The sequence below is a fragment of the Microcoleus sp. OTE_8_concoct_300 genome (genome assembly GCF_031383065.1).
In the GTDB taxonomy this organism is placed as follows: Bacteria; Cyanobacteriota; Cyanobacteriia; order Cyanobacteriales; family Microcoleaceae; genus Microcoleus.
Map to the genome: position 1 here is coordinate 1 of NZ_JANMZH010000803.1, position 18,906 is coordinate 18,906.

27 protein-coding genes and 1 pseudogene are annotated in these 18,906 nt (G+C 42.9%); 11 read left to right on the forward strand and 17 right to left on the reverse strand.

Going from position 1 to position 18,906, the window contains the following annotated elements; genetic code table 11:
• Positions 1-127: 127 nt before the first annotated feature.
• The 5 genes from ACUVJL_RS35825 to ACUVJL_RS35845 all read left to right on the forward strand — a co-directional run bounded on the left by ACUVJL_RS35825 (position 128) and on the right by ACUVJL_RS35845 (position 3,843).
• Positions 128-643 (forward strand): DUF433 domain-containing protein, encoded by a 516-nt coding sequence (locus tag ACUVJL_RS35825; protein WP_445250169.1) that lies wholly within the window; start codon positions 128-130, stop codon positions 641-643.
• Positions 621-983, forward strand: a complete 363-nt coding sequence (locus tag ACUVJL_RS35830) for a DUF5615 family PIN-like protein (RefSeq protein WP_445250170.1) — start codon at positions 621-623, stop codon at positions 981-983. The genes ACUVJL_RS35825 and ACUVJL_RS35830 overlap by 23 nt, the downstream gene beginning before the upstream one ends.
• A 121-nt stretch (positions 984-1,104) precedes the next feature.
• Positions 1,105-3,075 (forward strand): acetate--CoA ligase, encoded by a 1,971-nt coding sequence (acs, locus tag ACUVJL_RS35835; protein ID WP_445250171.1) that lies wholly within the window; start codon positions 1,105-1,107, stop codon positions 3,073-3,075.
• Positions 3,076-3,385: 310 nt separating this feature from the next.
• Positions 3,386-3,592: a hypothetical protein gene (locus ACUVJL_RS35840; RefSeq protein ID WP_333104262.1), complete on the forward strand. Its 207-nt coding sequence runs from the start codon at positions 3,386-3,388 to the stop codon at positions 3,590-3,592.
• Entirely contained in the window at positions 3,589-3,843 is a 255-nt protein-coding gene (locus tag ACUVJL_RS35845; RefSeq protein ID WP_333126327.1) for a hypothetical protein, read from the forward strand. Before ACUVJL_RS35840 ends, ACUVJL_RS35845 begins: the two co-directional genes overlap by 4 nt.
• 106 nt (positions 3,844-3,949) lie before the next feature.
• Here the strand turns inward: ACUVJL_RS35845 and ACUVJL_RS35850 are convergent, their stop codons facing one another.
• Positions 3,950-4,237, reverse strand: coding sequence for a hypothetical protein (locus ACUVJL_RS35850; protein ID WP_445250172.1), 288 nt, complete (start codon positions 4,235-4,237; stop codon positions 3,950-3,952).
• Positions 4,238-4,328: 91 nt separating this feature from the next.
• Here ACUVJL_RS35850 and ACUVJL_RS35855 point away from each other — a divergent pair, with 91 nt between their 5' ends.
• The 4 genes from ACUVJL_RS35855 to ACUVJL_RS35870 all read left to right on the forward strand — a co-directional run bounded on the left by ACUVJL_RS35855 (position 4,329) and on the right by ACUVJL_RS35870 (position 6,637).
• Entirely contained in the window at positions 4,329-4,745 is a 417-nt protein-coding gene (locus tag ACUVJL_RS35855) for an element excision factor XisH family protein (RefSeq protein WP_445250173.1), read from the forward strand.
• A complete protein-coding gene (locus tag ACUVJL_RS35860) occupies positions 4,733-5,068 on the forward strand; it encodes a XisI protein (RefSeq protein ID WP_333445865.1) in 336 nt (111 codons plus the stop codon). The genes ACUVJL_RS35855 and ACUVJL_RS35860 overlap by 13 nt, the downstream gene beginning before the upstream one ends.
• Positions 5,069-5,071: 3 nt before the next feature.
• Positions 5,072-5,650, forward strand: coding sequence for an acyl carrier protein phosphodiesterase (locus ACUVJL_RS35865; protein WP_445250174.1), 579 nt, complete (start codon positions 5,072-5,074; stop codon positions 5,648-5,650).
• Positions 5,651-5,746: 96 nt separating this feature from the next.
• Positions 5,747-6,637: a thermonuclease family protein gene (locus ACUVJL_RS35870; RefSeq protein ID WP_445250175.1), complete on the forward strand. Its 891-nt coding sequence runs from the start codon at positions 5,747-5,749 to the stop codon at positions 6,635-6,637.
• Positions 6,638-6,884: 247 nt separating this feature from the next.
• On the opposite strand, the gene ACUVJL_RS35875 is transcribed toward ACUVJL_RS35870, so the two are convergent.
• The 3 genes from ACUVJL_RS35875 to ACUVJL_RS35885 form a co-directional block, all read right to left on the reverse strand.
• On the reverse strand, positions 6,885-7,211 hold the full coding sequence (locus ACUVJL_RS35875) for a hypothetical protein (RefSeq protein ID WP_445250176.1): 327 nt from the start codon (positions 7,209-7,211) through the stop codon (positions 6,885-6,887).
• A gap of 570 nt (positions 7,212-7,781) precedes the next feature.
• On the reverse strand, positions 7,782-9,701 hold the full coding sequence (locus tag ACUVJL_RS35880) for an iron uptake porin (RefSeq protein WP_445250177.1): 1,920 nt from the start codon (positions 9,699-9,701) through the stop codon (positions 7,782-7,784).
• A gap of 159 nt (positions 9,702-9,860) precedes the next feature.
• Complete coding sequence (locus ACUVJL_RS35885; RefSeq protein ID WP_445250192.1) at positions 9,861-10,001, reverse strand: ATP-binding protein; 141 nt, start codon at positions 9,999-10,001, stop codon at positions 9,861-9,863.
• Between the two features lie 641 nt (positions 10,002-10,642).
• On the opposite strand from ACUVJL_RS35885, the gene ACUVJL_RS35890 reads away from it, so the two are divergent.
• Entirely contained in the window at positions 10,643-11,431 is a 789-nt protein-coding gene (locus tag ACUVJL_RS35890) for a class II glutamine amidotransferase (RefSeq protein WP_445250178.1), read from the forward strand.
• Between the two features lie 7 nt (positions 11,432-11,438).
• On the opposite strand, the pseudogene ACUVJL_RS35895 reads toward ACUVJL_RS35890, so the two are convergent.
• The 4 genes and pseudogenes from ACUVJL_RS35895 to ACUVJL_RS35910 all read right to left on the reverse strand — a co-directional run.
• A pseudogene (locus ACUVJL_RS35895) lies at positions 11,439-11,552 on the reverse strand (element excision factor XisI family protein); the annotation flags it as partial.
• A gap of 420 nt (positions 11,553-11,972) precedes the next feature.
• Positions 11,973-12,830 (reverse strand): hypothetical protein, encoded by an 858-nt coding sequence (locus ACUVJL_RS35900; protein ID WP_445250179.1) that lies wholly within the window; start codon positions 12,828-12,830, stop codon positions 11,973-11,975.
• A 178-nt stretch (positions 12,831-13,008) separates the two neighbouring features.
• The gene (locus ACUVJL_RS35905) at positions 13,009-13,398 is read right to left on the reverse strand and encodes a hypothetical protein (protein WP_445250180.1); all 390 of its coding nucleotides are present in this window, start codon (positions 13,396-13,398) and stop codon (positions 13,009-13,011) included.
• On the reverse strand, positions 13,395-13,964 hold the full coding sequence (locus tag ACUVJL_RS35910; RefSeq protein WP_445250181.1) for a hypothetical protein: 570 nt from the start codon (positions 13,962-13,964) through the stop codon (positions 13,395-13,397). The genes ACUVJL_RS35905 and ACUVJL_RS35910 overlap by 4 nt, the downstream gene beginning before the upstream one ends.
• On the opposite strand from ACUVJL_RS35910, the gene ACUVJL_RS35915 reads away from it, so the two are divergent.
• Positions 13,950-14,165: a hypothetical protein gene (locus ACUVJL_RS35915; protein WP_445250182.1), complete on the forward strand. Its 216-nt coding sequence runs from the start codon at positions 13,950-13,952 to the stop codon at positions 14,163-14,165. The two genes, ACUVJL_RS35910 and ACUVJL_RS35915, sit on opposite strands and share 15 nt — an antisense overlap.
• Positions 14,166-14,326: 161 nt before the next feature.
• Here the strand turns inward: ACUVJL_RS35915 and ACUVJL_RS35920 are convergent, their stop codons facing one another.
• The 9 genes from ACUVJL_RS35920 to ACUVJL_RS35960 form a co-directional block, all read right to left on the reverse strand.
• The gene (locus tag ACUVJL_RS35920; protein ID WP_445250183.1) at positions 14,327-14,701 is read right to left on the reverse strand and encodes a type II toxin-antitoxin system RelE family toxin; all 375 of its coding nucleotides are present in this window, start codon (positions 14,699-14,701) and stop codon (positions 14,327-14,329) included.
• A complete protein-coding gene (locus tag ACUVJL_RS35925) occupies positions 14,691-14,975 on the reverse strand; it encodes a hypothetical protein (protein ID WP_445250184.1) in 285 nt (94 codons plus the stop codon). Before ACUVJL_RS35925 ends, ACUVJL_RS35920 begins: the two co-directional genes overlap by 11 nt.
• A 93-nt stretch (positions 14,976-15,068) precedes the next feature.
• Positions 15,069-15,410 (reverse strand): XisI protein, encoded by a 342-nt coding sequence (locus ACUVJL_RS35930; RefSeq protein WP_445250185.1) that lies wholly within the window; start codon positions 15,408-15,410, stop codon positions 15,069-15,071.
• The gene (locus ACUVJL_RS35935; RefSeq protein WP_445250186.1) at positions 15,398-15,814 is read right to left on the reverse strand and encodes a XisH family protein; all 417 of its coding nucleotides are present in this window, start codon (positions 15,812-15,814) and stop codon (positions 15,398-15,400) included. The genes ACUVJL_RS35930 and ACUVJL_RS35935 overlap by 13 nt, the downstream gene beginning before the upstream one ends.
• A 30-nt stretch (positions 15,815-15,844) precedes the next feature.
• Positions 15,845-16,165, reverse strand: a complete 321-nt coding sequence (locus ACUVJL_RS35940) for a S1 RNA-binding domain-containing protein (protein WP_445250187.1) — start codon at positions 16,163-16,165, stop codon at positions 15,845-15,847.
• A gap of 6 nt (positions 16,166-16,171) precedes the next feature.
• Positions 16,172-16,522 carry a hypothetical protein gene (locus ACUVJL_RS35945; protein WP_445250188.1) on the reverse strand — a complete coding sequence of 117 codons (351 nt, stop codon included), beginning with the start codon at positions 16,520-16,522 and terminating at the stop codon, positions 16,172-16,174.
• Positions 16,523-16,579: 57 nt separating this feature from the next.
• Positions 16,580-16,804: a DUF4926 domain-containing protein gene (locus ACUVJL_RS35950; protein ID WP_445250189.1), complete on the reverse strand. Its 225-nt coding sequence runs from the start codon at positions 16,802-16,804 to the stop codon at positions 16,580-16,582.
• A complete protein-coding gene (locus ACUVJL_RS35955; RefSeq protein ID WP_445250190.1) occupies positions 16,801-17,073 on the reverse strand; it encodes a DUF433 domain-containing protein in 273 nt (90 codons plus the stop codon). Before ACUVJL_RS35955 ends, ACUVJL_RS35950 begins: the two co-directional genes overlap by 4 nt.
• Before the next feature lie 26 nt (positions 17,074-17,099).
• A complete protein-coding gene (locus tag ACUVJL_RS35960; RefSeq protein WP_445250191.1) occupies positions 17,100-18,482 on the reverse strand; it encodes a GTPase in 1,383 nt (460 codons plus the stop codon).
• Between the last annotated feature and the right edge of the window lie 424 nt (positions 18,483-18,906).

Consider the following 18,906-nt stretch of genomic DNA (forward strand, 5'->3'; position numbering starts at 1 on the left):
TTGCTTCTAAATTTTGGGTCATGGCTTTAGTGCGATCGGTTGTTAATGTCAATTATAAAAGCATTACCATCGGATTTGTTATGATATAATCATACCAGATATCGCTCCTGTAAATCGGGTAGATTGTATGAAAGCAATTAAAGTGATGGCAACGATAGACGATCGAGGACAATTGTGCGTTGGTGAACCGCTCAAGTTATATCGCAACAGGCGAGCCGAAGTAATTGTGCTGGTTTCCGAAGTAACAGAAATTAATAAAGAGAAGCAATCTCATGAAGCCAACCACCAAACCACGCAACTAGAAGACTACTTCAACTTCCTCAGACCAGATGATATTCGGCTCAAAGGTTCTCGGATCGGCATCGAAACCATTCTCTATGAATACCTGTTTCGCGCTCGAACTGCCGAAGAAATTGCAAACATTTATACATCGCTCACCCTCGAACAAGTTTATGCGACCATTTTGTACTACCTGCACAACAAAGAAGCAGTTGGTCAGTACATAACCGAATGGTTGGAATGGGGCGAAGAAATGCGAGAAGAACAAACTCGTAATCCTCCTCCAGTGACAGAAAAACTTCGCAAATTTAAAGCAGAAAGAGAGGCAAGGAGCAAAGCTGATGCCAATCCAGTATCTCTTTGATGAAAATGTCGATCCTGCGTATGTTAACCAAATTCGCAGGCGCAATCCCGATATGGTTGTTCTAGCAGTGGGAGAACTAACAGCACCTTCTAAAGGGACTCTCGATCCAGAAATTCTTATTTGGTGCGAAATCCACAATTTCATTCTTGTTACCAACAACCGCCGCTCTATGCCCGTTCATTTAACAGAGCATTTAGAGCAAAATTGCCATGTTCCAGGAATCTTTATCCTGAATACCAAGCTGAGTATCGGTCAAAATATTGAACTACTGCTTCTGATTTATGAAGCATCATTTGATAATGAGTACCAAGATAGAATTTACAATTTACCAGTGCTATAATTTCTCATGCAGCTCCAACATTTACAAAATTCCCCAAAGTCTTAAGGAAAATAAACATACTTTTGTCCCAACTTATGCACACAATAGCTAAAAAGAGTAACTGAACTAAAAACTAACAGCAATGTCACAAGATACGATCGAGTCAATTCTTCATGAAAAACGCCTATTTCAGCCGCCCGCTGAATTCTCTCAAAAAGCTCACATCAAAAGCCTAGAAGAGTACCAAGCCCTCTACGACAAAGCCAAAGCTGACCCCCAAGCCTTCTGGGCAGAACTCGCCGCCCAAGAATTAGACTGGTTCCAAAACTGGGATACGGTGCTCGACTGGCAGCCGCCTTTTGCTAAATGGTTTGTCAATGGCAAAATTAACATTTCTTACAATTGTCTCGATCGCCACTTAACCACTTGGCGCAAAAATAAAGCCGCCCTGATTTGGGAAGGCGAACCCGGAGACTCCCGCACCCTCACCTACGCGCAACTCCACCGCGAAGTCTGCCAAATGGCGAACGTCATCAAACAATTGGGAGTCCAAAAAGGCGATCGCGTCGGCATTTATATGCCCATGATTCCCGAAGCTGCGATCGCCATGCTAGCCTGCGCCAGAATCGGTGCAGTACACAGCGTAGTTTTTGGCGGTTTTAGTGCAGAAGCTTTGCGCGATCGGCTTAACGACGGCCAAGCAAAACTCGTCATCACCGCTGACGGTGGCTTCCGCAAAGATGCAGCAGTTGGCCTCAAAGAACAAGTAGACAAAGCCCTCGCCAACAACGTCACACCCAGCGTTACCAACGTTATCGTCGTCCAGCGTACCAAACAGCAAGTGCACATGGAACCCGGGCGCGATCTTTGGTGGCACGACTTGCAAAAAGACGCCTCCGCCGACTGCCCCGCCGAACCAATGGACAGCGAAGATATGCTGTTCGTACTCTACACTTCGGGAAGTACCGGCAAACCCAAAGGAGTTGTCCACACCACAGGTGGCTACAACCTTTTCACCCACATGACAACCAAGTGGATATTCGACCTTCAGGATACCGATGTCTACTGGTGCACCGCAGACGTAGGCTGGATTACAGGCCACAGTTACATAGTCTACGGCCCGCTTTCCAACGGCGCGACCACAATCATGTACGAAGGTGCGCCCCGCGCGTCGAACCCAGGCTGTTTTTGGGATGTGATCGAAAAATACGGCGTCACTGTTTTCTACACTGCACCCACTGCGATCAGAACATTCATGAAAATGGGCGAACACTTGCCCAACGCGCGCAATTTGTCCTCTTTACGATTGTTAGGAACCGTCGGCGAACCGATCAATCCTGAAGCTTGGATGTGGTATCAGCGCGTAATTGGCAACTCGAATTGTCCGATCGTCGATACTTGGTGGCAAACAGAAACCGGGGGAATTATGATTACCGCTTTGCCCGGTGCAATTCCTACAAAACCTGGTTCTGCAACCCTACCGTTCCCGGGAATTGTGGTCGATGTTGTTGACCAAGATGGCGAACCCGTAACTAACGAAAGTGGCGGTTATTTAGTGGTGAAACATCCTTGGCCGGGAATGATGCGTACACTTTACAACGATCCCGATCGTTTTCGCCGCACTTATTGGGAATATTTGCACCCGAAAGATGGCGAATTTCTGTACTTTGCAGGGGACGGCGCGCACAAGGACAAAGACGGTTATTTCTGGGTAATGGGCCGGGTTGACGATGTAATTAATGTGGCCGGACACCGACTCGGCACAATGGAAGTTGAGTCAGCTTTGGTATCGCATCCAGCGGTGGCGGAAGCTGCGGTTGTTGGTAAACCGGATGAGATTAAAGGTGAGGAAATTGTGGCTTTTGTCACGCTGGACAACTCGCAGCAACCTAGCGATGAATTGGCGTCTGAGTTGAAGCAGCACGTTGTTAAGGAAATTGGGGCGATCGCCCGTCCTGGCGAAATTCGATTTACTGATGCTTTGCCGAAGACTCGAAGCGGGAAGATTATGCGGCGTTTGCTGCGTTCTTTGGCTGCGGGACAAGAGGTTTCTGGGGATACTTCGACTTTGGAAGACCGGACGGTTTTGGATAAGTTGCGGGGCGGTGCGTAGGGGTGGGCAACCGCAGATTTTAGCTGATTAACGCGGATGAACGCAGATATAATTACATTAGCGTTCATCTGTGATTTAATTGTTCGGTCTAATTGAAATCGGGTGCATCCCAATTTTGTAAGGGTTCTCGCATTCCGGGAGATAATTTATTAGTTATAAGCACAGACTTACTGCGGGAATGCGAGAGCCACTACGAATATATTTGCAAAAATGAGATACACCAATTGAAATCTTGCACAATAGCCAGAAACCTGGTTTCTTTGGGTTTATTGACAATGATGCAATATTTACGGCAATGTAGAGTGTAGGAATGTTAGAAAACCCTGAAAATAAAGTTTGGCTTGATGCAGACACAATCGTTGCTACTAGCGATCGGCAAGCTGCTATTCGTCGCTGCCGTGAGTTGGCAGAGTATAATGAATTAAGAGGGGAGGGGCGCTGCACTTTCTGCGGTGTCATTCTCAATAAGAGTGGTAAGTCATACCGCTGTATTTTTGAACGGGAGATAGAGGAATGAGTCAGATGTGGACTGAAGAGCAAATCAGACAAATAATCCCAGATATTGATTCACAGTTAGACGACAGCGATATTCCAACGGTGATTATTAAGGGTGAAGGTAGCAGTATTTTTCTCCAGTTTGAGAACCGTCGCGAGATTGAATTTTTGATTGCCCAATTATCTAACCTACTGATTCATCACGAGGAATTAGATATGGGAGTTACTGTTAAGGGGTATGTGACAACATTTGGTGAGTGTAGCTCTCAATAGGCTGCAACACTACTTCTGAAAGAAATTTGTGATGCGATCGGCTGCATACTACAGTTAGGCGATCGCTCTTGTGCTATCCAAGATTCACGGATATACTAAAAACAGCTTATTTACCGCGCCACAAATGAACCGCATCGGGGTTAATTTCCGATCTTACTTGCAGCCACTCGTCTAACAAGTAGTTATCATCGACTGTTTCTGAATGCTGTTCGTCTTTGAGAATTGCCAAGACGTGAACTCCAGAGGGATAGTTGAGATGACGGATTTCTGGGTCATACCCCAAGTCTTGAATTTTTGCTAAAATGCGATCGACAGCACCGGCAACTGTAAGATCGACGGCAAGAATAATTTGACCGAGTTTAGCACCCGGTTTTACACATTCCAGAACAGCCATTATTCTTTCTCTTTGTAGTTGCGGTTTAAGATAATTGCATCATAATTTGCTATTATATAACCATGAAGTCTAATATTACTCGTGGTGTTCTATGCCTGCTTTAGACCTGTACCACAATACAGTTAAAAAATCTCTCCTCAATGATGGGTGGATAATTACTCACGATCCTCTGCATCTGCAATGGGGAAAAAAAGATATGTATGTGGATCTGGGAGCAAAACAGGTGCTGGCAGCAGAACGAGGAGAACAAAAAATTGCTGTGGAAGTCAAAAGCTTTGTCAGCGATTCAGAAATGCAGGACTTGAGAGAGGCGATCGGACAATTTACTATTTATCGATCTGTGCTTCAGAGAACTTATCCAGAACATACGCTTTATCTGGCTGTTCGCGATATCACCTATGAATCTCTATTTGAAGAACCGATCGGTCAATTAATGATTGAAGATGAAAAGCTCAAGCTGATTGTATTCGACCCAAATCAAGAGGCGATCGTAAAATGGATACTTTAGCTAACTTTAGAACCACCATTAAAACAGTTCTGGAACCTTACACAAAAATTCCTTACTCTCATGGCGATATAATTTGTAAAGCCGTGTTTGATGAAAAATCTGATTGTTACCTGCTAGTTACTTTAGGCTGGGATAAAGCCAAACGAATTCACGGCTGTTTGGTTCATATAGATATTATTAATGATAAGATTTGGGTACAGCGAGATGAGACAGAATACGGCGTGACGAAAGAACTTGTAGCTGCTGGAATTTCCAAGGATTCGATTGTTTTAGGTTTTCATCCCGCAGATGTCAGACCTCATACAGGTTATGCAGTTGTGTAGTTAATGAATTATTTGGCTCATCTATTCTTATCAGAAGGCACGCCAGAATCCCTGATTGGCAACCTCTTAGGAGATTTTGTCAAAGGAACGGCCCTCAACCTTTATCCCGAGGAAATTAGAAAGGGCATCGATTTGCACCGCAAGGTAGATAGCTACACGGACTCTCACGCAATAGTGCGATCGAGTAAAAGCCTTGTTTGCGCCGATAGACGCAGGTTTGCTGGAGTTTTGATTGACGTGTTTTACGACCACTTCTTGGCTAAAAATTGGCTGGAATATTCAGAAATTCCACTCCCCGATTTTTCTCGCCATGTCTATAAAGTCCTGCAAGACAATCGCGATATATTGCCTGAATCTCTCCAGCGCCTGCTGCCAACAATAATTGCCCGCGACTTGCTTTCATCTTATCAGGAAATTGCCGAAATCGGCATCACTATTACAAGAATGTCTGCCCGAATCAAGCGGACAAATAACTTGGCAAGCGGCATAGAAGATTTGACAGGTAACTATCAGCGCTTAGAATCTGATTTTCGGGATTTTTTCCCCGATTTGATAAAATACGCCACAGTTAACAAATATTAATACAAACAACAAAAATTACAGTTGCTATTGATAGCGAACTCGTGTAAAATTCAACCCATACCTGCATGAAATCTCAAGTGCAACAGGGTTGAAAATATGGCACCCAGAATTCCGAACCTGCAAGTAACTAAAGTAGTTGATGGCGACAGCATCAAAATTTCTCTCAACGGCAAAACCGAGTCTCTGCGACTGATTTGTGTCGATACAGAAGAAAGTCATTCTGGAGGCTCTAAACCTGTAACTGCGGCGGGGAAAGCAGCTTCGGAAATGGCTAAAAAATACTTCGCGACAGCAGATGGCGGACTTGCTCAAATTGACATAGAATTTGATACAGATGATTCGGTTGAAGTGGCTCTAGAAAAACACCGCGACAACTACGGGCGTCTCCTCTGTTACGTACATAAAGATGGAGAAAATTACAATCTCAAACTGATTGAAGAAGGCTGGAGTCCCTACTTTGTGAAATACGGGCGCTCCCGATTGTATCACCGACAAATGACTGAGGCAGAATCGGCAGCAAAAGCTTACAATCTGATGATTTGGAATCCGATTACCAATGCCAAAATTCCCTCTCGCAACTATGGTAATTTACTGCCTTGGTGGTCGATGCGAAGCTCGATTGTTGAAGAGTTTCGGTTGTCGGAAGCAACCGCAGGAGTGCTTTCTGTGAGATTGCACTACCCGAAAATCTTAGCGGCTTCTGAGAGAGCTAAATCTATTACTATTTTCTGCGATTTGCAGGCGGGAATTAATAAATGGATTGGCGGCAGCGCTCTGATTTATGCTGGATCAGTTTATCATAAATTAGATTTGTGGATACCGGATGCTGAAACTGATGAAATGGCTCCCTTGAAGCGGCTAATCGAGAAGCGTTATGCGGGCCTGGGACGCGGATATGTGTATGTCAGTGGGAAGGTAGAACAATACAAAGGGAAGCCTCAAATAGTTTTGAAGGATATCAAACAACTTTCAGATTTTCCCCGATAATGTCTCAACGAGAATTAATTTCATCGCTCCTTTTTGCTGCATCTAATTTTCTTAGGAAGTACGAGGGCGCAAATAGAGGGCGATCCTAAAAAACGATCGCCCTCTATTCAGCCCTGATATTCTATTTATCAAGATATATAGCAATCCTAAATCATTTGTGAATTTCTTACTCCCTCCCCAAGGCATCGGGGAGGGTTGGGGTGGGGTAAAAAATTTACGATTCATTTAGGATTGCTATACATGAAAATTATTGCTGCATTGAAGGAGTATCAAAAAATCGACATCCTAAGGGATTTGTGCGTGCAGATTGATTTTGAGGAGTTGTTAGAGGAGGAGAGTTAGGAGGTGTGCTATTCAATTCAGAGACGGTAACAGATTTAGAAATGTTAGGATTTTGCCCGAGATCGCTGGCAGAAGTGTTAGCAGCATTTGGTGACTCGGTACTTGTGCTATTCTGTGTTTCAGTTACATTTATCGGCGATTTGACAGTCATTTGTGCCTGACACGGATAGGCAGTCATAGCAGAAATTACAGCAAAGCCCATACACCAAACATACCCCGTTGATTTCATCATATTTCTCTCAACCTAAACTTTAAGAACTATTACTACTGCTTCTTCTAATAGATTAAGTTAGGAAAATTTATATTTCAAGCGTGTTTATGCGGATTTTTTTTAATTTAATAATTAGGTATCTTTATGTAGGAAAGACAGAATAAACTGAGAAATTACTACTAAATCCGGGTTAAAGATCCCCTTTCTGAAGGATGATATTGAAATCGCGTCTACACAAGCTTTTGTCCGCCTCCGCCGACTAAAGAATAAAGGGGATCTTTAACCCGGATTAGGTATTACTACTAACTGTAAAGCTTTAGTAAAGATAGCGGGTTTTTACTGAGAAAAAAATCTTAAAACCTCCCCCTGGGGTTTTAATCACTGTCTGCTGACGCCCACAGCAGCATTTTCGCTTAACAGGCAGGATGCCTGTTAAGCGAAAATTAAATTTTATTGTGGGTCGCTTAACAGGCAGGATGCCTGTTCCACAAAATTAAATTTTATTGTGGGCCGTTGCTGCGGGGCGGGTTCACCAAAATTGTTGGCAATTGGCGATCGATCAACTTTACCCGCCCCCACAGCATTACACTATTAAAAAGAGAAGGATGTTCTCAATACACCAACTGCGATCGGGTCGCTATCGGGAGTGTGACCAGGTTGAAAAATCAAGATCAATCCAGGAGTGACGCTGATATTATCATTCACCTGCCAGCGGTAGAATACCTCTACATGAGTAGTCGTTCCGGGTTGCCCGCCCTCACGCCCTAAACCCGTATCTAAAAAATCAGGAACGTTATTGCCTGTAGGTAAATTGCTGCTGACAATTTTAGGCGGTTGCCCGATATAAATTCCTCCTAAATTTCCTGTTTTAAACAAATCGGGAAAATTAACAAAAACCATATAATTGGTAGTTGCTACCGTACCAGATTTACCCGGAATGCGAGAATTAGTATAACCCGCCCAACCTCCCAGAGAAACTCGGGATGAAATGCGCCAATTTAAACTGGCTCCAACTGCATTTGTTTGCAGGGATGCTGACTTGTTTGTGCTGGGATTGATAGCAGTTAATTGGCTATCGCCAGCCAAACTAATCAGATTACCGTCCGGCGAATAATCGTTAACATAATAGACAGTAACATCAACTGGATCTGCTGGTGTCAGAGTTAGTTGTACACCCAATGTATTGTGTCCTGTAGACCCGTTAGAACTGACAAAAAACCCGGGAATGTTAGTAGAATAAACTGCTTGTAAACTGGCTCGCTTCGCAAATTGCCAGTCAATGCCGATGCCGCCTAAACCCAAACCAGTGTTCAAAATTGGGTTTCTTTGGGCGAAGGCAGAAAGGGGGCCCGAAGCTGCACTTTCTGCCCGATTCGGCCCTCTAAAACCGGTAATCATGTTAACTCCTGCTGTTCCTGCAAACACTGCCAATTTGTCGCCGACAAGAACGCGGTAGTTGAGGTCGCTGACAGTTAATCCAGAAGTTTCGCCTAAATTATAAGCAACGTTTACGTCTTCGGTTAATTGTGGTGAATTGCTTCCTTTCTGGTTGTAAAAACCGATTAACAAGTTACTGCGAGGACTAAATTGAGTGGTTAAATATAATTGATTGAAGTTGATCGAGTTGACATTTGTACCGGGGTCTTTGGTATCTCTTTTGCCGTCTCTGGGAGTCCGATCCGCACGGTTCGGCGTGCGCCCTTGTATTCCAAAAATTGTGAATCCCGACAGTTTAGTTGTGGTCGAAAATTGATTGGCTTCTAGTTCGCTAGTTCGCGCTTCTAGCACATCCACTCTGCCTCGGATTGTGGCAATTTCTGCTGCAAATTCTTCTTGCAATTTTTGCAGTTTTATTAAGTCGTCTCGCTTAGCTAGACTTTCAGTTGATTTGGCGATGGACTCGCGGATTTTATCTAAACAAGCCTTGACTCCGGCTGCAAATTCATAGCGCGTTATAGCGCGGTTTCCGCGATAGGTTCCGTCGGGGTATCCAGCTATGCAGCCATATCTTTCTACTAAGGATTGTAGTGCTTGAAATGCCCAGTCTGTCGGCTGTACGTCGCCCAGTTGCGAAACTGATGTGACTTGTTCCATTGAGTTGTCAGTAGGATAAGTTAATGGGGGATTTTCTAATTTATTTTCTTCTACTAACGGAGGTATTTCTGCGGGCTGCGTCTCGCTGGCGTTGGATCTGTTAGTTTCTATCTCGCTGGCAATAGGTAGAAGTTGCTCGGAGGTGGGATTAATTGGTAAATTTAGATCGACATTCTGAGCATTTTCGACTGATGTGCGATCGGGAGTACCCTCAAATTTATCCGGTAGATTATTTGTCGCTGCGGGCAATTGATACCATTCATTAACTCGATCTTCCGAATTTGCACTATTTGCTGTTGTTTCAGGATCTGTCGTTTCTGCTAATGCTGGAATGCTGAATAATGCCTGCAATGCGAATCCTAATATGAAGGGGCTAAGGATTTTCCCAATTTGTCGATCGCACTTGTGATTTTTCATGAGTAATTCTACCTGGTGAGTAAACAGCAAAAAAAGTGAGAGAAAGGGGGATTCCCTACGGGATAGCTACGCACGCGCGTACTATGCGAGATGAAGGGCGATCGTAAATTCCGTTTTTTCTCCCAAAACCGACGAACAAGTCAAACTGTCACCCTGGGTTTATTCCACTATCTGACGGCTGATTGACAATCCGGTTCCCGTTCCTTTCCCAACAGATTTTCTAGGGAATGAAGAGTCAAAAATCGGCGATATTATTTCCTCAGACACTCCTGTGCCATTGTCTTTGATTTGAATCCAAATATCTCGCTCACGCTCATATAACTAAGTAGTAATAGTGTAGTAATAGTAATGATGTTGGGTGCGGATGTAATCGATGCAAAAATACACCTTTGCTTAGCTTATTATAAATCATCGAGCGTTTTTTTCAGTACCATTCATAAACAACGGATTCAGTTGTAATAGCATTTAAACAAACTAATCTAGCCATAATTTTTGATAAGTTGAATAGCCGAAGGGTTATTATTGGTCTTCAAACAGTGCTGCAAAATCATCAAACTGCTATCAATTCCTTTCCGGATATCGGCTAATACTTTATACTAGCTGTCTGCAGGGGAAAAAGTGCCGAGCGAGTTATCGCTTAACATCGTTAGGAGGGAAACGCGAGCGATTTTTTGAGCGATCGCTAACTTTTTTAATTTCTGTATCATTACGGTTGACAAAACAAAAATATTAAGTATAGCAAGCCTCGCATCATTTGTGAATTTCTTACTCCCTCCCCAAGGCATCGGGGAGGGTTGGGGTGGGGTAAAAAATTTACAACTCCTGCAAGGATTGCTATATATTTAAGTTATTTAAACCCGTTAATACTATAATACTATCATCGCCAATCTGTAGCTGCCAATAGCTGCGACATTTATTCAAACTCCACAAATTTAAAAGCTATGTGCCAATTACTGGGAATGAACTGCAATGTTCCAACAGATATTTGCTTTTCTTTTGAGGGTTTTTCTGCAAGAGGTGGCAGAACAGACGTTCATCAAGACGGTTGGGGAATTGCTTTCTTTGAAGGTTTGGGATGTCGCCTTTTTATAGACTCTAAACCTGCAATTGCTTCTCCGGTTGCTGAAGTAGTGCGTCGCTATCCCATTCATTCAACTAACGTGATTGCTCACATCCGCAAAGCTACCCAAGGCGAAATTGCTCTGGAAAACTGCCACCCTTTTATTCGGGAACTTTGGGGGCGCTATTGGGTGTTCGCTCACAATGGAAATCTCGAAAATTTTTATCCAGAATGTGCCGGAGTTTACAAACCTGTTGGCAAAACTGACAGCGAAAAAGCTTTTTGTTTGATATTAGAAAAGCTGCGATCGACTTTTCCTCAAAGCAAGCCTGCTTTAGCGGAAATTTACCCGGTACTGGAGGAAATTACTAAAACTTTGGCAGAGTACGGAATTTTTAATTATTTACTTTCTGATGGAGAACACTTGTTCGCACACTGTTCTACTAATCTGCATTATATTGTGCGACAAGCACCTTTCGCTAGCGCGCACTCGATCGATGAGGATGTGACTGTGGATTTTCGGGAACTGACAAATGAGGACGATCGCGTGGCTGTTATTGCCACTTTTCCGCTGACTGATAACGAAGTTTGGACGCAAATTAAACCGGGAGAATTGCTGGTTTTTCAGGATGGTTTGCCTGTCAATTCGGCACCGCTGGAGTTAAGTTAAATGAGCGCTACGAAGCGGCTGCAAAATCTGTGTATTGCCGCATTCCCGGCTCGTGAAATGCCAACACGATATCTTCCTTGGGAACTCCTGCACGCACTAAATCCGTTGCAATCCCATCTTCTGTCCAGTCTTCCTAGATCCAGAATTTGCGATCGCGAATCCGAACTTTGACAGTAAATCGATTTTAGATTGAAGAATTGGAGAATTAATGACTGTTTTGTTCGTCGGTAATAAAGAATGTGTCGATGTCTGGTTGAGGATGGCGGCACAATTATAGATACTCGGTTAAAATATGCTCTATTACTTTGGGATACTCAGTTATACCAATTTTTTATGAGGCTGCAGAGAATCCGATCCCCCCTAGCCCCCCTTAATAAGGGGGGGACAAGATTCCGATCAAATTCCCCCTTCTTAAGGGGGATTTAGGGGGATCGAGATATGTGCAACTTCACATTAAATTGGTATTAGTTTATCCATTGCACTATTTTCTCTACTATCGATCGACCTTTTTGCCCATCGCACTGCGCGAATTGCGATCGCCTCAAATCCCTGATTCAGTAAAAGCTAGGTTCAAATCATCAATCAACCCCAATTGTTGAGCCCACTCTGTTAAGTAACCCCGATCCAAATTCTCAGATTGGACTTTCAGAATTCCCAAAACATCATTCCATTGTTTTTGAGACTGAGACTGTTGCCTGTCGAGCTGTTTTGCCAACACAATATCTTCAGCAGAAGCAACCCAAAATTGTTCTCCACCAGCTTCGTCAAGCGCTTCTAATCGTCGTCTTGCCATTTTTGAGCGATCGAATTCAGTATTATAATTCAGCACAATATCAGCGTTCAATACTAAAGTCATGTGAGTGACGCTCAACACCATCCCTCTACCCTCTTGAATATCTTTTACCGAACCCGGAGGGCAGTAAAAACCAGCCGTTTCTAGTGCTTCAACTAATTGAAAAATATTGTCCCGGATTAATTCAATTACTAAATCTAAATCGCGTGTTGTTCTCGGGTCGCCATAGACAGAAGCGGCAACGCCTCCTGTAATATAATAAGAGACACCTAATGTTTCAAAAATTGGGTGCAACAGTCTAGCAATTTCGCTGGGGTCTTGCGTCCACATAGAGGGATCACTGGTGGGGGTTAAAATTGGCAACCACTTGCTACCTAATATCGATCGAGCAAATCGCTCTTTGTAGGTTGAGGGACAAGCTTTTTTCATTCCGCGCAAGCTAACAGTTTTTGCCCAACGATTTAATTTTGCCCCCATTTGCCACCGTTGGGAATTGGTGAGTTGTCGCAGTAGGTAAAAATCAATTGCATCAGCTTCAGGAGTTTTATCATCCGACTGGGGACGGTATCCAGGTTTGATGGATATTTTCGGTATGGATTGAATCATTTTGCTTGTTGATTTCCCTAATTCTATACATGATATCAGTTAACAAGGTTTACTGTAGGTCGGTCTGCACTTGTGGGCGATCGCAAATAACTTCCAGGTAGCGTCGCAACTGCTACAATGTTTACCAACAAATCGAAGAACTCAAGGCCATAACCTGTTTCTAGTCCCTCGACGAGTGCTATTGATTTACCAGTCCTCGCAGTTCCTTAATGTCGATGTGGATTCCTTGACGTTTCAGATATTGGCTCAAGTTAATCTGGATGAATAAATCTTTGAGTTCTTCAGCAATCTCTGCCGGGGGATTGCCAGATAACGCAGTTGCAATTAGACGTTCTGCCATTCGTAATTCGCCACATTCAATCGCTAAAGATGCTGCGCTGCGGTGAAGCACAGAACGAGTGGGTTCAGCATCAAGGGCGCTAGCGATTAAGGCTGCGGCCTGAGTTTCTTGTTCAAAGGCTTGGCGCGTGAATTGTGCAGCCAACTCCAACGCACCTCTTAAGCGGGCGACTGCCGCTGCTTCGGCTAAATCCATTGCTTGTTTGTGGAGCGATTGAATCTGGCTCATTGGAGTACGGTTCCTTCAGGATTTTGCTTGGCGCTAATAATAGAAATCGGTCGGCCCAAGTCTACTACAATGATATACGCTGGCAAGCCTTGTGCGTCTGAGGCGCGGGTTTGTTCAGTTTTCAGCTTGACTCTAGTATTGATTTGACTTTGATTGCCTTTGCGAATTCCAGAAACCTCTAGCCGAGCCATTCGCTCAAATGGCAGTGTGGTAGCTGAATTTTGAATTCCTAACCAATAGTCAAATCCAGTTCCTTTCCGAGAGCGTTCAATGACTGTGAGATTTGTTAATTGCAAAATTAACAGGAATGCGATTCCATAAGCAGCCTGCTCGGTAGTATATTCTTCGTCATTCCAACATCGTCGGGTTTGCTCGGTGACTGGCTGCCAATCTAACGTGAATGTGGCAGAAAATTCTCCCTCAACTTTAAGCGTTACTCCTGGTTGGTGAGCTTCATCGGTTAGACAAATCGCACCTGCTTCTGCGATCGCGGCTCCAAAGGCAGGTGTAATCGCAGGGAGTCCCTGGCTAAGGCTTTGTAAGTTTAAGATTTGAATCTGGCTCAAAGCGACGTTGCTCTATGGAAAGTAGATGTTCAATTTTACTCTCAGTTGCGACAATTTGAGTCGATCGCCACTATTTTTAGACGATCGCCTTCCTCGACTTGGGGTCATCATCGCGATTGTACTATTTCCTCTACTTACGCAGCAAAACTATTAACCAGTCTAACTGTAGGTCTGTCTGCACTTGTGGGCGATCGCAAATAACTTCCAGGTAGCGTGGCAACTGCTACAGTGTTCCCCAACAAATCGAATAACTCAACGCTATAACCTGTTTCTAGCCTCTCAAGGTGCGTGAAATTCAACTTAGCCGTATATTAGTTTTTCAAGTAGATACTTGGACTCGATCGAGTTCAAAAATTCTTGATTCATAATTCTTCTGATTCGGGAAATTGTTGATCATATTGGGCTAGAATTTCTCGAACTGTTTCGGCGGCAATGTCTGATAGGTCGGATTTAGAATAGATAGTCACCAAAACGATCGAATCGCTAGTTTTGAGGTAATAAATAGCACGGTAGCCCGCGCTTTTGCCTTTTTGAATGTCGCTGTTCTTAATTCTGACTTTGAAAATTTCGTACTCCATTCCCGGAATGCGATCGCCCGGAAGTTCCCCCGCTTGAAGTTGTTCGATTACAGGCTGAATGTCGTTGCGAATGTTGCGATAGCGTTTGCCTAAAGTTCGCAAGTCTCGTTGAAATCGGGGGGTGAGTTCAATTTGGATCGGTTGTCGCTCAATTGTCATCGATGCCATCCCACAGTTGAGACAAGGGGAGAGTTTGTCCGGTAATTGCCTCATGGAAGCCTTGCTGAATCCCTTCGAGGACTGTTTCAGTGGGGTCATCATCGGGATCGATATCAGTGTTTTGACGAATTTTTTGTTGCAGTTCTTTGAAGCGTCCTTTATAGATATCTTCCCATTTATCGGACTGCAAGAATTTGATGAAAGCTAAGACTTCTTGTTGTTGGTCTGGCGATAAGACCTTCACATTTTCCAAAATGGCTTGTTCGACGGTCATAATTATCTCTTTTTTTTGATTGCTATTCTACAATCTAGTAACAACATTATATCAAACGGGTGGGTCAACAGCAATTCAAAGTTTGATAAATTACTAAGAAGCTACTGCAAAATCGGTGTATTGCCGCATCCCAGGCTCGTGAAATGCCAACACAATATCTTCCTTGGGAACTCCTGCACGCACCAAATCCGTTGCAATCCCATCTTCTGTCCAGTCTTCCTCGATCCAGAACTTGCGATCGCAAATCCGAACGTAAACAGTGATACCGGTAATGCGATCGCCCTTTTGCCAGCCAAGATTCATCCAGATGTAATGACCGTTTTGTTCGTCGGTAATCAAGAATGTCTCGATGTCTGGTTGAGGATGGCGGCACAATTCTACATACTCGGTCAAAATACGTTTGATTAATTGGGGATACTCTATTAGTTTATCCATTGCACAATTTCCTCTACTTCTGTATTTACGATAATTAGCGGAAGTTGATGTCTGTTTACAATTAATTGAATTACATCTTGAGTGAAAAAACTTTTATATGCGATCGCACTAACTGCGACGTAAAGTTTGCGATCGGGCGCTGTTTCTTCTAAAAGGTAACGATAAATGTCATACTGACCGAGAGCTTCTTTTAAATCTTGGATTTTCGAGGCACCGATAAAGCTTTTCACTTCAACTACAAGTTTCTGTCCCGGCCGTTCAGCAGCAATGGGTTGTTCCGCACCGAGATCGGCGTACAGCGTTGTTCTGCGATACTGAATTACATACGGATCGTCAGTAATCGTCCAGCCGTCTTTGATCAGTGCGTTTTTGACAGCGTAGTGGATGATGTCTAGCTTGGGCATAGGCTTATTATAGACTAAAATAAATGAGTATTATAGCTGACTTGCCACAGGAATTTTTAACTTGACAAGGGATTTTTGTAGAACACTGGGTTTCACGCTCAACCAAACTTGTTTGCGATCGTCTTTAGTGTAGCCAATGACAACAGCACCAACAGGTGAACCAATATCGGGATACATTTCTGCTGTCATCGATCCGGTATCGAGAAAGTCGGAAATTTGAATAAGTCCTTTTACTTCTGCATCACCAAGATTGACAAACACTCCAAAAGGTGCATAAAATTCAATCTTGCCGTATATTAGTTTTCCAAGTGGATACTTGGACTCGATCGAGTTCCAAAATTCTTGATTCATAGTCAACTATTGCTGTTTTAGGATTCTAGGAAACTGATTCAAAAGGGGAAAAAGATTGTGCGGGATTGCTAGTTCAATACTTGGGCCGCCCTGATAGAATTTTTCCAGTGGCTTAAAGGTTATCTCGTAGGTTTGCTTGTCTATTATCACCTCCAATATTCCTTGCTGGTAATGATTGTTATATTCTTCAGCCAGAGTTCTCGAATCGGGGGCTGCGAAGTAGCACTTGCCATTTTCGTAGGGTGGATTGTTTGGAAAGTCTGCTGGCTGAAAACCATCTCGCAATAATTTTTGCGCTAACCCTGGCTGGGGAGCTTTATAAATTGTGACTGTCTGAGTAGAATTATCGGATGTCATGTATCTATTAACAACATTATATCAAACGGGTGGGGCAACAGCAATTCGAGGGTGAGTTCAATTGCGATCGGTTGCGATCGCTCCATTAAATCGCAAATAACTTCCAGGTAGCGTCGCAACTGCTACAGTGTTTCCCAACAGATCGAAAAACTCAACGCTATAACCTGTTTCTAGTCCCTCAACGTGATGCTGTTCTACAACCGTACCGATATCGCCGGCATAAAGTCCTTCTTCTGGAAAGTTGCACAGCAAGATGACATCAGAATAAAGTTGATAGTTCATAAAAGTGAGTTACTTTCCCTTGCTTGCTGCCTCAATGTTTCAAAAAGTTGTTCTCCCTCCGATAAATAAGCATCAATGGCTGTGCGATTAGCCAAGTAAAAAGTAATTGCCCCATAAACTTCTTCTAGCGTCAGTGCAGGGAATGATTGAAGGATACTTTCTGGGGATTGTCCCGCAAGAAAAGCACAAATAATTGAATCGAGAGAAACGCGCTTCCCGACAATTCGGTAACAACTTTCCCGTTCTTCAATGTACTGTTTCGTTGTCATAGCTACCGCGATCATAGTTTGCTCAATTATTCAATTTCATTTTCAAGCTGGTCAAGGATTTTCTCACAATGTTTTATGATAGTGTTTTTATCAGCCCTAGCTAAGTTTATTTGAGAACATAAATTTTTTTGTATTTGAGAAACTTGCTTTTCAATCTGCTCAGCCTCATTAGCTGTAAGAGCTGTACCTCGTCCATAACCATTATTTGATGATCCCCATATCAGAGCAACTCCTTTAACTAAAAGAATTCTCATTTGCTCTAATTCAATGTTGATATTCACAGTATCCAGATCGTCATAAAAAACAGCAACGCTACCTATAAATGCGCCCACAGATGCTCCTATCTGCGCCCCTGTCATTGCTCCAGCTACAATACCTGTACCGCCAGTCAATACACCCACAACTCCTCCTCCAACAATAGCCATGAAAAAAGAAAAGTAGCCGGCAGCAAGTGCTGCCGATCCAGAACCGATACTGAGGCGATTCATCAAGTTATGATCTGTCTTGAAATCTAGACACAACTCCTCTTTTGGAGTAGTGGGATTTTCTGCTGCTACCTTATAGAGATAAGTAATATTATAAAGAAATGTAGCAAACGATCTGTCGATCTTGTCTACGATTTGTTCCTTGGCTATTTCCCGTTTGTACTCATTATTACACTCTGCCTTTGGAATAGTCAAAATAGGTTTTCCTTGATACGGTTCAATAATAAAAACAGACAACAAATTACAAGCTTCTTTCCTGATTTCTGATTGTCTCTCCTTAAATCGTTTTAAACCTTCAGTAAAACGCAATTTTTGATCGAAATCAAGTATATTGAGAATACTGTCATAAATTCCCTTTACTTTGACAGGACTATCCCAATGGGCATCAAAAATAACCACATCAATTGAGTGTTCTTTAAACAGATTTTTCCATTGAGTGACTCTGTTGTCAACAGATATTTTATCGCTGGCTGCTAGTTCCTTTTTGTATTGATTAATAACCGCTACAACTTTTGAACATTTTTTAAGAATAAGTGAAATCTCCTCCTTGTAATTATCATCAGGTACAATCGTTAGACTAGCTACATATAAAACTACATCGGTGGATTCTATCGAAGCTATTGCGTCTAAATCGTAGACCATTTTTTCTTGCCAACTCTGTGACATCTTGAAGTTGGGATTTTCATTCAATGAGTCAAGGTACATCATTAAATTAGAGGCATACTGAAATCCTGGAGTATCTATAAATGTTGCTTGGAGACCTTCAAAAAAGTAGGATTGCCCTTTTTTTGTAACGTTAGCTGAATCTCCAACTTCTCCAATAGAAGTTTTCATCAAAGTTCTAATTAGAGTGGTTTTTCCGGTGTTTGTATGACCGACAACAGCAATACTGATATTTTGTGAGAGTGGTAATTTTTGTGACATAGTAATTTGTAGTTGATAGTGAGCGGTAAAAATTTAAGACTGAAACCCACCATAAATGTCGCTTTTATGCAAAGTCTAGATCCCCCTAAATCCCCCTTAAGAAGCTATGCTTTATAAACATCTTTCTTAACAATCTTAAAAACCTTGTACAGCAAGGCTTTTAAGATTAATTTTGACATAAGCCTTGACAATTTAACAACTTTGTTTATTGAAAACAGCTTGCGTTTATTGAGAATTGGCAATCGAGGAATAAGGGTTTGATAGCCTCGCTCGCGATCGATCTCAAATGTTAAGAAATATCCTTATAACAATACTTCGAACAGTTTTTGGAACGATACTACAAGCTTTACAGGCTAAGGATCGTGACAATACTTCGGACAGTTTTTGGAACGATACTACAAGCTTTACAGGCTAAGGATCATGA